The organism is Pannonibacter sp. CBAS1226, from assembly GCF_055685825.1.
Window position 1 is genome coordinate 516,470 of the sequence record NZ_JBVOUO010000001.1, and the last position, 12,089, is coordinate 528,558.

Here is a 12,089-nt window from a genome sequence, read left to right on the forward strand (position 1 = left end):
CCGGTCCGGACGGGTTACTCCATCCGCTCGGGCATATAGTCTTCCTGCGCCAGATCCGAGAAGCGGGTGAACTCGCCCTGGAAGTGCAGCTGTGCCGTGCCGGTGGGGCCGTGACGCTGTTTGGCGATGATGACTTCGGCCTTGCCCTTGACTCGCTCGAACTTGTCCACCCAGGCCTCGTATTCGGGCGTGCCTTCCTCGGGCATGGTCTTGGACAGGTAATATTCCTCGCGGAACACGAAGAGCACCACGTCGGCGTCCTGCTCGATGGAGCCCGATTCGCGCAGGTCCGACAGCTGCGGGCGCTTGTCTTCACGCGATTCCACCTGACGGGACAGCTGGGAGAGGGCGATGATGGGAACGTTCAGCTCCTTCGCCAGCGCCTTGAGGCCCGTGGTGATTTCGGTGATTTCCTGCACGCGGTTGCCGCTGTTCTTGGACGAGCCGGAGAGCAGCTGAATATAGTCGACGATGAGCAGGTCGAGGCCGCGCTGGCGCTTGAGGCGGCGGGCACGGGCCACCAGCGAGGCGATGGAGATGCCACCGGTCTGGTCCACGTAAAGCGGCACGGTCTGCATGTGCTGGGCAGCGGCGGCCAGTTTCTCGAAATCGGCCTCGGAAATGTCGCCGCGGCGGATCTTCGAGGAGGAAATCTCGGTCTGCTCGGAAATGATACGGGTGGCCAGCTGTTCGGCCGACATTTCCAGCGAGAAGAAGCCGACGACACCGCCATTCACCGTCTTCAGCGAGCCATCCGGCTGCTCTTCGGCCTGATAGGCCTGGGCGACGTTATAGGCGATGTTGGTGACGAGCGAAGTCTTGCCCATGGCGGGACGGCCGGCCAGCACGATCAGATCCGAATGCTGCAGGCCGCCCATCAGCCGGTCAAGGTCGGTCAGGCCGGAGGAAATGCCCGACAGGGCGCCTTCGCGGTTATAGGCCGCGTGGGCCATATGGATGGTTTCGGTCAGCGCATCGCCGAAGGTGACGAAGCCGCCTTCGCTGCGGCCGGTTTCCGCCAGTTCGAACAGCCGCCGCTCGGCGTCGTCGATCTGCTGGTTCGGCGGCATGTCGATGGGCGCGTCATAGGCGATGTTGACCATGTCCTCGCCGATGCGGATCAGGTTCCGCCGGACGGCAAGGTCATAGATGATGCGGCCATAATCTTCCGCGTTGATGATCGAGGCGGCGTCGGCGGCAAGGCGCAGCAGGTACTGCGTCGCGCTCAGATCCGCGATCTTGATGTCGGCAGGATAGAAGGTCTTCAGCGTGATGGGCGAGGCGGTCTTGCCTGCGCGGATCAGCTGGCCGATCTTCTCGTAAATGTCCTTGTGCGGCGGCAGGAAAAAGTGGTGCGGCTCCAGAAAGTCGGAGACGCGGTAATAGGTCTCGTTGTTGACCAGAATCGCACCCAGCAGCTGGCGCTCAGCCTCCGCGTTATGCGGAGCGACGCGCATGGTCTCGCTCGCGGTTTCGATCTTCTGGATAGTGCCCTTCATGTGGTCCCCCGGTCGCGGTCATATTTCGTTTACCGGGGTTAAGGGCGCAGGAAAAGGCCGCAGTTCAGGGGAGGCAATTATCCTCAGCCTGCGCAAGATCAACGGGGACAAGTCATCTCGCGCCTTGACTGGTGCATGTGGACAAGGGCTGAGGGCAGGCTGTGGATATCCTGCGCACATATTGGTCGGAAGCCGCGTCAGCGCGCCCATAAAACAGGCAAAGAAAAAGGCGGCGCCCCGGAAGGCACCGCCTGATCTTGCGCCGGGCAAACCGGGCCGGAGAGGATTACTCCTCGTCTTCGGCCTCGACTTCACCTTCTTCGGCTTCTTCGTCTTCCTCGAACTCGAAGCTGTCCTGCTCGCGCAGGGTCAGGTTCTCACCGGCTGCCTGACGCTCGGCTTCGTCAGCGGAACGGGCAACGTTGATGGTGATGGAGACTTCGACTTCCGGGTGCAGGGCGATGGCAACCGTGTGCAGGCCGATCGTCTTGATCGGCTCGGACAGGTGCACCTGGCTGCGGGAAACGCTGAAGCCGCCAGCGGTCGCCACGGAGGCGATGTCGCGGGTGGAGACGGAGCCGTAGAGCTGGCCGGTTTCGGCAGCCGAACGGATCACGATGAAGCTCTGGCCGGCCAGCTTTTCGCCAACGGCCTCGGCGTCCTTGCGGCGCTCCAGGTTACGGGCTTCCAGCTGAGCGCGCTCGGCTTCGAACTTGGCAAGGTTTGCCTTGTTGGCGCGCAGCGCCTTGCCCTGCGGCAGCAGGAAGTTACGGGCGTAACCGTCGCGCACGCGCACCTTGTCGCCCATCTGGCCAAGCTTGGCCACGCGTTCCAGAAGAATGACTTCCATGGGATTTCTCCAGTCGGTCTGTCCCGCCTCTCGGGCGGTTAGAAGCCGGTCCACAAACCCGCCGGCCCCAATCCGGGATGCCGGACCCTCAAGAGTCCGGCGCGGCCCGCAGCATGAAGCCGGCGGGCCGCGTCTTGATCAGATCAGGCGTGAGCCGTGATCTCAGCTGATGACGAAGGGCAGCAGCGACAGGATGCGGGCGCGCTTGATGGCGCGGGCCAGCTCACGCTGCTTCTTCGCGGAGACCGCGGTGATGCGGCTCGGAACGATCTTGCCACGCTCGGAAATGTAGCGCTGCAGCAGACGGATGTCCTTGTAGTCGATGACCGGAGCACCCTCGCCCGAGAAGGGGCAGGTCTTGCGGCGGCGGAAGAACGGACGGCGCGTCGGGATCTGTGCGATTTCAGGCATGTCAATTACTCCGCTTCTGCACGGCGGGGAGCGCGTTCGCTCCGCTCACCACGGGGCTCACGGGCCGGGCGGTCGCTGCCGAACTTGTCGTCGCGGCGGCGGCGGTCATCACGGTCGCGCTTCTGCATCATGGCAGACGGCTCGTCATCGTGGGATTCGACCTTCAGGGTCATGAAACGAAGGATGTCTTCGTTGATGCCCATCTGACGCTCCATTTCGGCAACCGCGGCATGCGGAGCTTCGATGTTCATCAGGGTGTAATGGGCCTTGCGGTTCTTCTTGACCCGGTAAGCCAGCGCGCGCAGGCCCCAGTTCTCGATCTTGCCGACCTTGCCACCGTTGGCTTCGATCAGACCCTTGTACTGTTCAACGAGTTGCTCGACCTGCTGGGTCGAGATGTCCTGGCGCGCCAGGAACACGTGCTCATAAAGCGGCATGTGTGTCTTGCCTTTCTCTAGCGTCTATCCGGGAAAACCTGGCGCAAAGCCTCAACGTGCCTACGGAAAGGTACGTAAAGTCCTACGAGAGCGGAGACACGGGAAGACGGGAGTTTGACGCCCCTGATGCTTGCGCATCCTTCCGTTCAGCCACCAGCCAAGGTTCCGGATAGTGGCGCTGTATATAGAAGGCGCCCGCAAATGCAAGCGCAGACTGCATCAAATCACAGCCGGCGAACGGAGCGGAGCAGGGCGCCGGCTGGCCTCTCGTCAGCGTTTCAGCCCCATGCCGCCAGCAGTTTCCCACGGACTTTGGCCGCTTTCGCTGCGGTGCGGGGGGCATATGCTCTTGACATGGCCCTGTCTGCCAGACCATAGCGGCGGATCATTTTGCCGCAAGAGGGCGGCGGGGACATATCGAATGGCGGGTTTCTCCGCCCGTCTGTCTTCCCGGTCCCTTGCATCATGAGTTGAGAACAGCCGGCCGCTCCAGAGCCGGTGCCAAGCGACGGAGGCCGCGCATTATGGGCGTTGCATTCATTTTCCCCGGTCAGGGCAGCCAGGCCGTGGGCATGGGCAAGGAACTGGCGGAAGGCTCCGCCGAGGCACGTGCCGTCTTTGCAGAAGTGGATGAGGCGCTCGGCGAGAAGCTCTCCGAACTCATGTGGAATGGCCCCGAGGATCAGCTGACCCTCACGGCCAATGCCCAGCCCGCGCTGATGGCCGTCAGCCTTGCGGCGCTGCGCGTGATGGAAGCGCGCGGCATCGACCTCAAGGCCTCTGCGTCTTATGTCGCCGGTCATTCGCTCGGCGAATATTCCGCTCTTGCGGCTGCCGGGAGCCTGTCCATCGGTGATGCGGCCCGTCTGCTGCGCCTGCGCGGCCAGTCCATGCAGGCGGCTGTGCCGGTGGGTGTTGGCGCCATGGCGGCGCTGCTCGGCCTTGATTTCGACGTTGCCCGTGAAGTTGCGGCGGAAGCCAGCGCTCCGGGCGAGGTCTGTGAAGCGGCTAATGACAATGCTCCGGGGCAGGTTGTGGTCTCCGGCCACAAGGCGGCCGTGGAGCGGGCGCTTGAAATTGCCAAGACCAAGGGCGGGCGCCGCGCCGTGCTTCTGCCGGTGTCCGCGCCCTTCCATTGCTCGCTGATGCAGCCCGCTGCCGATGCCATGGCTGAAGCGCTGGCGGGCGTGACCATTCATGCGCCGAAGGTGCCGCTGGTTGCCAATGTGCTGGCGCGCCCGGTGACGGATCCGGCGGAAATCCGCAACCGTCTGGTGGAGCAGGTCACCGGCACCGTGCGCTGGCGCGAATCCATCGAGTGGCTTGCGGGCGAGGGGATTGATACTTTCGTCGAGATCGGCGCAGGCAAGGTTCTGACCGGCATGATCAAGCGCATTGCCAAGGATGCGGGCGGCCTTGCCGTCAACACGCCGGGCGATGTGGATGCCGTGCTGGAGCGCCTGAACGGCTGACAGCGGATCATATGCGGTGCTGCCGTGGCCTTTGGCCGGGCCGCACCGCTGACAGGAAACTGGAAGGAAACATCACGATGTTCAGCTTGACCAACAGGACGGCTCTCGTCACCGGTGCCACCGGCGGCATCGGCGAGGCCATTGCCCGCGCGCTGCACGCACAGGGCGCCACCGTGACCCTGTCCGGCACGCGCGCTGAAAAGCTGGAGGCGCTGGCCGCCGATCTGAAGGAGCGGGTGCATGTCGTCCCCGCAAACCTTTCCGACCGCGCCGCCGTGGAAGCGCTGGTTCCGGCAGCGGAAGCGGCCATGGGCCAGATCGACATTCTGGTGAACAACGCCGGCATCACCCGCGACAACATCTTCATGCGCATGAAGGATGAAGAGTGGGATCAGGTGCTGGAAGTGAACCTCACCTCCAACTTCCACATCTGCCGTTCGGCGATCAAGGGCATGATGAAGCGCCGCCATGGCCGCATCATCGGCATTGCCTCCGTGGTCGGCGTCACCGGCAACCCGGGCCAGGCCAATTATGCAGCGGCTAAGGCCGGCATGATCGGCATGTACAAGTCCATCGCCCGCGAGATCGCCAGCCGCAATGTCACGGTCAACACGATCGCGCCCGGTTTCATCGAAACCGCGATGACGGACGTGCTGAACGACAAGCAGAAGGAATCGATTCTCGGATCGGTTCCGGCAGGCCGTCTGGGCACGGCTGCGGAAATTGCCGGTGCAGCTGTGTATCTTGCCAGCGACGAGGCAGCCTACATGACCGGCCAGACGCTGCATGTGAATGGCGGCATGGCCATGATTTGACTTTGGAATCCGTGTTTTACGCCATTGGCGGAAAACACGGGTCCACTCCAGGGGCGGCGGCTGGTCAAGCCTGATAAAGTGTGATACCTAGCCGCCGATTATTCTGGAAAGACTGACGGAATGGCTTGATTTCATGGGCCTTCCGTTGCTCTTGTCCGGGTAGCGCCCGTAAGCAGGCTGTGCGAAGACTGAGGTCCGGTTCATCCTGCAGCGTGTGTCCGGTTCGTAAAAACCACCGAGGTAAATAAAATGAGCGATATCGCGGAACGAGTTAAGAAGATCGTTATCGAGCACCTGGGCGTCGACGCCGACAAGGTCGTCGAAGCTGCAAGCTTCATCGACGACCTCGGCGCGGACAGCCTTGACACCGTCGAGCTGGTGATGGCCTTCGAAGAAGAATTCGGCGTCGAGATCCCCGACGATGCAGCCGAGACGATCCTGACCGTCGGCGACGCGGTCAAGTTCCTCGAAAAGAACGCCGGTTAATCTCCGGTTATTCGTGACCTGTGGGGGGAAGCGGCGACGCTTCCACCCGAAACATGTGCGGGCTGATGAGACGAGTAGTTATTACCGGTATGGGCATGGTGACGCCGCATGGTAGCGGCGTTGACGTGACGTGGAAGAAGATCCTTGAGGGCAAGAGTGCTGCGCAGCGCGTCAGCAACTTCGAAGTCGAGGATCTCGCCTGTAAAATTGCCTGTCAGATCCCGCGCGATCCGTCAGTCGAAGGGGCCTTCAATCCCGACGACTGGATGGACCCCAAGGAGCAGCGCAAGGTCGACGATTTCATCGTTTATGCCATGGCTGCTGCCGACCAGGCGCTCGCCGATGCAAACTGGAAGCCCGTGACGTACGAGGAGCAGATCCGCTCCGGCGTGCTGATCGGCTCCGGCATCGGCGGCCTGCAGGGCATCGAGGAAGCAGCCCATGTGCTGCGGGACAAGGGGCCGCGCCGCCTCAGCCCGTTCTTCATTCCCGGCCGTCTGATCAACCTGGCCGGCGGTCAGGTTTCCATCCGCCACGGCCTCAAGGGGCCGAACCATGCCGTCGTGACGGCCTGTTCCACCGGCGCGCATGCGATCGGTGACGCGGCCCGCCTCATCGCGCTTGATGATGCCGATGTCATGGTGGCTGGTGGCACCGAATCTCCGGTCTGCCGTCTTGCTCTGGCTGGCTTTGCCGCCTGCCGCGCGCTGTCGACCATCTACAACGACACGCCCGAAAAGGCCTCGCGCCCCTACGACAAGGACCGTGACGGCTTCGTCATGGGCGAGGGCGCCGGTGTTGTCGTGCTTGAAGAATATGAGCACGCCAAGCGCCGCGGCGCGACCATCTATGCCGAAGTTATCGGCTATGGCCTGTCGGGCGATGCCTATCACATCACGGCTCCGTCCGAAGATGGTGACGGCGCTTACCGCTGCATGAGCGCAGCGATGAAGCGTGCCGGCATTACGGCAGCCGATATCGACTACATCAACGCCCACGGCACCTCGACGATGGCTGACACCATCGAGCTGGGCGCTGTCGAGCGTCTGGTGGGTGATGCGGCGGACAAGATCTCCATGTCCTCCACCAAATCCTCCATCGGCCACCTTCTGGGTGCTGCCGGTGCGGTCGAGGCGATCTTCTCTGTCCTCGCCATCCGCGACAACATTGCGCCGCCGACGATCAACCTCGACAATCCGTCCGTCGAGAGCCGGATCGATCTGGTGCCGCATCAGCCGCGCAAGAAGCAGATCGATGTTGCCCTGTCGAATTCCTTCGGCTTTGGCGGCACCAATGCTTCGCTGATCCTGCGGCGCGTCGAGGGCTGACAGCCCTCCCGTCACGATTTCCTCGTTTCGCCGCATTGACAAGGTTAATCCCTTGATCTGCGGCGGAGCCGGGCGGTGTCACAGAACCGGGCCGGAGTGCTTCCGGCCATCTGGCCGCAGTTGAACGAGAGGGGAGGGGCTGACGGCCGTGCCGTGCGGGTCTCCCTCACACCCTTGACAATCTGCTGCGGGCCCTCTTTGCGGGGCGCCGGGGGCGGCAGGATCCGAAGGAGCGAGCGACCATGCGTGTCAAGCCAAAGAGCCCACGCGAGGCCATCCAGCCCGACCGGGCGCCAGAACCGCCTCAGCGGTCGCGCCATGCGCGCAATCCCATTGTCATCCTGATCAATCTGGTGCTTTCCAGCGCCGTCATCCTGATTCTTGCCATTGGTGCAGGCATCTACTGGGGCAAGCAGGAATTCGATGCCGCTGGTCCTCTGACGGAAGACAAGACCGTGATCATTTCCTCCGGTCAGGGCCTGGGCGGGATCGCCGACATCCTCGAGCGCAACGGAGTGATCACCGATGGTCTGGTGTTCAACCTGGGTGTGCGGGCCTACAAGAATGCGGCCCGGCTGAAGGCCGGTGAATACGAGTTCAAGGCCGGCTCCAGCATGCGCGACGTGATGACGGACCTGGTGGAGGGCAAGGCGGTGGTCTATTCCGTCACCATCCCCGAGGGCTGGTCGACGGCGCAGGTGATCCGGCGTCTGCGCGAGAACGAGATTCTCACCGGCGAGATCACGGACATCCCGCCGGAAGGGGCGCTGCTGCCTGAGACCTACACATTCACGCGCGGTGCCTCGCGTCAGCAGATCCTCAACCAGATGCAGGCGGCGCAGACCAAGCTTCTGGCGGAAATCTGGGCGCGCAGGGTTGAAGGCCTGCCGGTGCAGACGCCCGAAGAGCTGGTCATTCTGGCGTCGATCGTCGAGAAGGAAACCGCTCGCGCCGATGAGCGCCCGCGCGTTGCCGGTGTCTTCGTCAACCGGCTGAACAAGTCGATGCCGCTGCAGTCTGACCCGACCATTCTCTACGGGCTTTATGGCGGCGACGCGTGGACCACCGACCGCAGTGCCATCACCCGCGCCGATCTCGACAAGAAGACCGAATATAACACCTATCAGATCCGTGCGCTGCCGCCGGGGCCGATCGGCAATCCGGGCCGTGCGGCCATGGAAGCGGTGTCCAACCCGTCGCGGACGAAGGATCTCTATTTCGTTGCCGATGGCACGGGTGGCCATGTCTTTGCTGAAACTTACGAGCAGCATCAGGCCAATGTGCGCAAGTGGCGCGAGATCGAGCGCGCCCGCCGGGCACAGCAGGCCGGTGGCAACGGTGCCGCCGCTAGCGAGGCCGCTCCCGAGGCGCCCGCGCCGGAAGAGGCTGCTCCGGCAACACAGAACTGAACCGGCAGGAGACAGACGGCGGGCCCGCAGCTTGTGCTTGCGGCCCGGCGTCTGTCTCCTGAACCGGTTCCGGGGGGAAGGATCAGGACATGGCTTTGTCCAGCATGACCGGCTTTGCCCGGGTTGAAGGATCTCATGGCGCGGTGCGCTGGCACTGGGAGCTGCGCTCCGTCAATGGCAAGAGCCTTGATCTGCGCTTCCGGCTGCCGCCGGGCATGGAAGATCTGGAAGCGCAACTGCGCGAGCGCTGCGGCAAGGCTCTGGCCAGAGGCAATGTCTCCATCTCCCTGTCGCTGCAGCGGGACCAGGGCGATGCAGTTCTCACCATCAACGAGGCAGCGCTCGAAGCCGTTCTGCATGCGGTGCAGCTGTTGAAGCGGCGCCTGCCCGAAGCTGTGCCGCCGAGCCTTGATGGCATCCTCGCCCACAAGGGCGTGCTGGAACTGCGCGAGCCGGAGGAAGACGAAGAGGCCCGTGCGGCTTTGATTGCAGCGCTCGCCGCGTCCTTCGATGAGGCGCTGAAGGCGCTTGCCGCCATGCGCAAGGCGGAAGGTGCGGCCATCGGCGCCGTGCTGGACGGCCAGCTGGCCGCCATTGCCGCAGCAACGGATGCAGCCGAAAGGCATCCGGCGCGCACGGTAGAGGCCATTCGCGACAGGCTTGCCGCACAGGTTTCGGCCTTGCTGGAGGCTGCGCCCGCGCTGGATCCGCAGCGGCTGCACCAGGAGGCGGTGCTGCTGGCGACCCGTGCCGACATACGCGAGGAACTGGACCGGCTGGCCGCCCATGTGGCTGCCGCCCGCAAGCTTCTGGCCGATGGCGGGCCTGTGGGCCGCAAGCTCGATTTCCTCGCACAGGAATTTAACCGGGAAGCGAATACGCTCTGCTCGAAATCCAATGACGTGGCGCTGACGGCCATCGGCCTTGAGCTGAAATCCGTCATCGACCAGATGCGTGAGCAGATCCAGAATCTGGAGTGATCAATGGCCGGCAGCAAGTCCGCCCGTCCCGCCGGGACATCCGTTACCGCCGATGAGGCCGAGGCACACCGCCGCGGCCTCATGCTCGTTCTGTCCTCGCCTTCGGGCGCGGGCAAATCGACGATTGCCCGCAACCTGCTGGGGCAGGAGACAAGCCTGTCCCTGTCCATCTCCGTGACGACGCGCCCGCGCCGCACTAGCGAGATTGACGGCGTGCACTACCATTTCATTTCCCGCGAAAAGTTCGAGTTGATGCGCGACCGGGAAGAGCTGCTGGAATGGGCCGAGGTGCATGGCAATTACTACGGCACGCCGCGCGATCCGGTGGAGCAGGCGCTGCGCAGCGGCCGGGACGTGCTGTTCGACATCGATATCCAGGGCACCTTCCAGCTTTATGAGCGGATGCGTGAGGATGTGGTGTCGATCTTCATCCTGCCGCCGTCCATTGCCGAGATGAAATCCCGCCTGCACCGGCGTGCGGAAGATGCCGATGACGTGATCCTGAGACGGCTAAAGACTGCTGTCGGCGAGATGCGCCACTGGAGCGAATATGACTATGTGGTCGTCAATGACGATCTCAGCCGCGCGTTCCTAGCGGTTCAGTCCATCCTGCGCGCCGAGCGCCACCGCCGCTCCCGCTCCGCCGCCATCGGCCCCTTCATCGACGGCATGGTGGACGACCTGCGCCGCGAGCTGGGCGAGGCCGGTGCGAGCGATGCCGAAGGCTGATTTTTTCCTTCATTTGAAACGAAACAGGGCTCCGCATGCGGAGCCCTGTTTGTTTTGAAAGAAATGAAATGACTTTCCTCCGCGCTGTCCCGGCCTTGTACCGGGCCCTGTCAGCGGCGCAAGGAGCCCGCCCTGCCAAAGGCGTCTTCAACCTGCCACACTCAGCCCGCCATCTGCGGAAGACTGATTTCTTGCACCCAGCCGCCGAAATCGCTGCGGGCCCGTTGGGTCATGGCGAGCTTGCGGGCCTTGGCCTTTTCCGCCCCGCGCAGGCGCTTGCCGTCTTCGCCCTTGTTCGGGGCTTCCACCGGCGGGAACAGGCCGAAATTGACATTCATCGGCTGGAATGAGCGCGGCGCGCCTTCTTCCTCATGCACAAGGTGGCCGCCGGTGATATGCGCCAGCAGCGCGCCCATGGCCGTGGTGGCGGGCGGCGGCGTCAGCTCGCGCCCTTGGGCGGCCGCAGCGGCAAACAGCCCGGCCATGCAGCCGACGGAGGCCGATTCCACATAGCCTTCGCAGCCGGTGATCTGCCCGGCAAAGCGCAGGCGCGGATCGGCCTTCAGCCGCAGCGTGCCATCGAGCAGCTTCGGTGAATTGAGGAAGGTGTTGCGGTGCAAGCCGCCGAGACGGGCAAAGACGGCATTCTCCAGCCCCGGGATCATGCGGAAGATCTCGGCCTGTGCGCCATATTTCAGCTTCGTCTGGAAGCCGACCATGTTGTAGAGCGTGCCGAGCGCATTGTCCTGGCGCAGCTGCACCACGCCATAGGCCTTGACGGTCGGGTTATGGGCGTTGGTGAGGCCCATCGGCTTCATCGGCCCGTGGCGCAGGGTTTCGCGGCCACGCTCCGCCATCACCTCGATGGGCAGGCAGCCGTCGAAATAGGGGGTGTTGGCCTCCCATTCCTTGAATTCGGTCTTCTCGCCTGCGATCAGCGCATCGATGAAGGCCTCGTACTGGGCCTTGTCCAGAGGGCAGTTGATGTAATCCTTGCCCGTGCCGCCCGGACCCACCTTGTCATAGCGGGACTGGAACCAGGCCACATCCATGTTGATGGAATCAAAATGCACGATCGGGGCAATGGCGTCGAAGAAGGCGAGCGAATCCTCACCCGTGCGCGCCAGGATCGCTTCCGACAGAGCCGGAGAGGTGAGGGGGCCGGTGGCAATGATCACATTGTCCCAGTCCTCCGGCGGCAGGCTGGTCAGCTCGCCGCGCTCGATGGTGATCAGCGGGTGCGAGGTGAGCATCTGAGTCACCGCTTCCGAAAAACCGTCCCGGTCCACCGCCAGCGCGCTGCCGGCGGGCACCTGATGGGCATCGGCCGCCTGCATGATCAGCGAGCCTGCCTGACGCAGCTCCCAGTGCAGCAGGCCGACGGCATTGTAATCCGCATCGTCGGAGCGGAAGGAGTTGGAACAGACCAACTCGGCCAGCCCGTCCGTCTTGTGGGCATCCGTTGCCCGCACCGGGCGCATTTCATGAAGAACAACCGGAACGCCGGCGCGGGCGATCTGCCAGCTTGCTTCCGAACCGGCGAGACCGCCGCCGATCACATGAATGGGTTTCGTCACGTGGCTCTGCCTGTGCTTGTGCTGAAAAGGGGCTGGACCGGACATATGTCCCGGCGGCCGGTCCTGCGGCGCCAGTCCGCGCTGCGGTCCTGCATC

Annotated in this window: 12 protein-coding genes; 7 read left to right on the forward strand and 5 right to left on the reverse strand. The window is 63.6% G+C overall.

Annotated elements, in window-relative coordinates:
- Positions 1-14 precede the first annotated feature (14 nt).
- The 4 genes from AC0CMF_RS02355 to rpsF form a co-directional block, all read right to left on the reverse strand.
- The gene (locus tag AC0CMF_RS02355) at positions 15-1,499 is read right to left on the reverse strand and encodes a replicative DNA helicase (RefSeq protein ID WP_374631238.1); all 1,485 of its coding nucleotides are present in this window, start codon (positions 1,497-1,499) and stop codon (positions 15-17) included.
- A 286-nt stretch (positions 1,500-1,785) separates the two neighbouring features.
- A complete protein-coding gene (rplI, locus tag AC0CMF_RS02360) occupies positions 1,786-2,349 on the reverse strand; it encodes a 50S ribosomal protein L9 (protein ID WP_123194384.1) in 564 nt (187 codons plus the stop codon).
- Positions 2,350-2,511: 162 nt separating this feature from the next.
- Positions 2,512-2,760 (reverse strand): 30S ribosomal protein S18, encoded by a 249-nt coding sequence (gene rpsR / locus AC0CMF_RS02365; protein ID WP_050473275.1) that lies wholly within the window; start codon positions 2,758-2,760, stop codon positions 2,512-2,514.
- A gap of 5 nt (positions 2,761-2,765) precedes the next feature.
- Positions 2,766-3,197 (reverse strand): 30S ribosomal protein S6, encoded by a 432-nt coding sequence (rpsF, locus tag AC0CMF_RS02370; RefSeq protein WP_019966100.1) that lies wholly within the window; start codon positions 3,195-3,197, stop codon positions 2,766-2,768.
- A gap of 524 nt (positions 3,198-3,721) precedes the next feature.
- Between rpsF and fabD the strand changes: the two genes are divergently transcribed.
- The 7 genes from fabD (at position 3,722) to gmk (ending at position 10,416) form a co-directional block, all read left to right on the forward strand.
- Positions 3,722-4,669 carry an ACP S-malonyltransferase gene (gene fabD / locus AC0CMF_RS02375; protein WP_019966099.1) on the forward strand — a complete coding sequence of 316 codons (948 nt, stop codon included), beginning with the start codon at positions 3,722-3,724 and terminating at the stop codon, positions 4,667-4,669.
- A gap of 77 nt (positions 4,670-4,746) precedes the next feature.
- Positions 4,747-5,484, forward strand: a complete 738-nt coding sequence (gene fabG / locus AC0CMF_RS02380; protein ID WP_058899881.1) for a 3-oxoacyl-[acyl-carrier-protein] reductase — start codon at positions 4,747-4,749, stop codon at positions 5,482-5,484.
- A 249-nt stretch (positions 5,485-5,733) separates the two neighbouring features.
- Positions 5,734-5,970: an acyl carrier protein gene (locus tag AC0CMF_RS02385; protein WP_050473278.1), complete on the forward strand. Its 237-nt coding sequence runs from the start codon at positions 5,734-5,736 to the stop codon at positions 5,968-5,970.
- A 65-nt stretch (positions 5,971-6,035) separates the two neighbouring features.
- Positions 6,036-7,298 carry a beta-ketoacyl-ACP synthase II gene (gene fabF / locus AC0CMF_RS02390; protein ID WP_374631234.1) on the forward strand — a complete coding sequence of 421 codons (1,263 nt, stop codon included), beginning with the start codon at positions 6,036-6,038 and terminating at the stop codon, positions 7,296-7,298.
- Positions 7,299-7,540: 242 nt separating this feature from the next.
- A complete protein-coding gene (mltG, locus tag AC0CMF_RS02395; RefSeq protein ID WP_050473280.1) occupies positions 7,541-8,707 on the forward strand; it encodes an endolytic transglycosylase MltG in 1,167 nt (388 codons plus the stop codon).
- A gap of 89 nt (positions 8,708-8,796) precedes the next feature.
- The gene (locus tag AC0CMF_RS02400; RefSeq protein WP_374631232.1) at positions 8,797-9,687 is read left to right on the forward strand and encodes a YicC/YloC family endoribonuclease; all 891 of its coding nucleotides are present in this window, start codon (positions 8,797-8,799) and stop codon (positions 9,685-9,687) included.
- A 3-nt stretch (positions 9,688-9,690) separates the two neighbouring features.
- On the forward strand, positions 9,691-10,416 hold the full coding sequence (gmk, locus tag AC0CMF_RS02405; protein WP_186393337.1) for a guanylate kinase: 726 nt from the start codon (positions 9,691-9,693) through the stop codon (positions 10,414-10,416).
- Positions 10,417-10,577: 161 nt separating this feature from the next.
- Here gmk and trmFO read toward each other — a convergent pair whose 3' ends face one another.
- The gene (gene trmFO / locus AC0CMF_RS02410) at positions 10,578-12,038 is read right to left on the reverse strand and encodes a methylenetetrahydrofolate--tRNA-(uracil(54)-C(5))-methyltransferase (FADH(2)-oxidizing) TrmFO (RefSeq protein WP_374631230.1); all 1,461 of its coding nucleotides are present in this window, start codon (positions 12,036-12,038) and stop codon (positions 10,578-10,580) included.
- Between the last annotated feature and the right edge of the window lie 51 nt (positions 12,039-12,089).

Bases quoted from the DNA above. Each gene is read 5' to 3' on its own strand.
- rplI (WP_123194384.1), bottom strand. From the start codon at position 2,349: ATGGAAGTCATTCTTCTGGAACGCGTGGCCAAGCTTGGCCAGATGGGC.
- fabG (WP_058899881.1), top strand. From the start codon at position 4,747: ATGTTCAGCTTGACCAACAGGACGGCTCTCGTCACCGGTGCCACCGGC.
- trmFO (WP_374631230.1), bottom strand. From the start codon at position 12,038: ATGTCCGGTCCAGCCCCTTTTCAGCACAAGCACAGGCAGAGCCACGTG.
- rpsF (WP_019966100.1), bottom strand. From the start codon at position 3,197: ATGCCGCTTTATGAGCACGTGTTCCTGGCGCGCCAGGACATCTCGACC.
- rpsR (WP_050473275.1), bottom strand. From the start codon at position 2,760: ATGCCTGAAATCGCACAGATCCCGACGCGCCGTCCGTTCTTCCGCCGC.
- mltG (WP_050473280.1), top strand. From the start codon at position 7,541: ATGCGTGTCAAGCCAAAGAGCCCACGCGAGGCCATCCAGCCCGACCGG.
- AC0CMF_RS02355 (WP_374631238.1), bottom strand. From the start codon at position 1,499: ATGAAGGGCACTATCCAGAAGATCGAAACCGCGAGCGAGACCATGCGC.
- gmk (WP_186393337.1), top strand. From the start codon at position 9,691: ATGGCCGGCAGCAAGTCCGCCCGTCCCGCCGGGACATCCGTTACCGCC.
- AC0CMF_RS02400 (WP_374631232.1), top strand. From the start codon at position 8,797: ATGGCTTTGTCCAGCATGACCGGCTTTGCCCGGGTTGAAGGATCTCAT.
- fabF (WP_374631234.1), top strand. From the start codon at position 6,036: ATGAGACGAGTAGTTATTACCGGTATGGGCATGGTGACGCCGCATGGT.
- fabD (WP_019966099.1), top strand. From the start codon at position 3,722: ATGGGCGTTGCATTCATTTTCCCCGGTCAGGGCAGCCAGGCCGTGGGC.
- AC0CMF_RS02385 (WP_050473278.1), top strand. From the start codon at position 5,734: ATGAGCGATATCGCGGAACGAGTTAAGAAGATCGTTATCGAGCACCTG.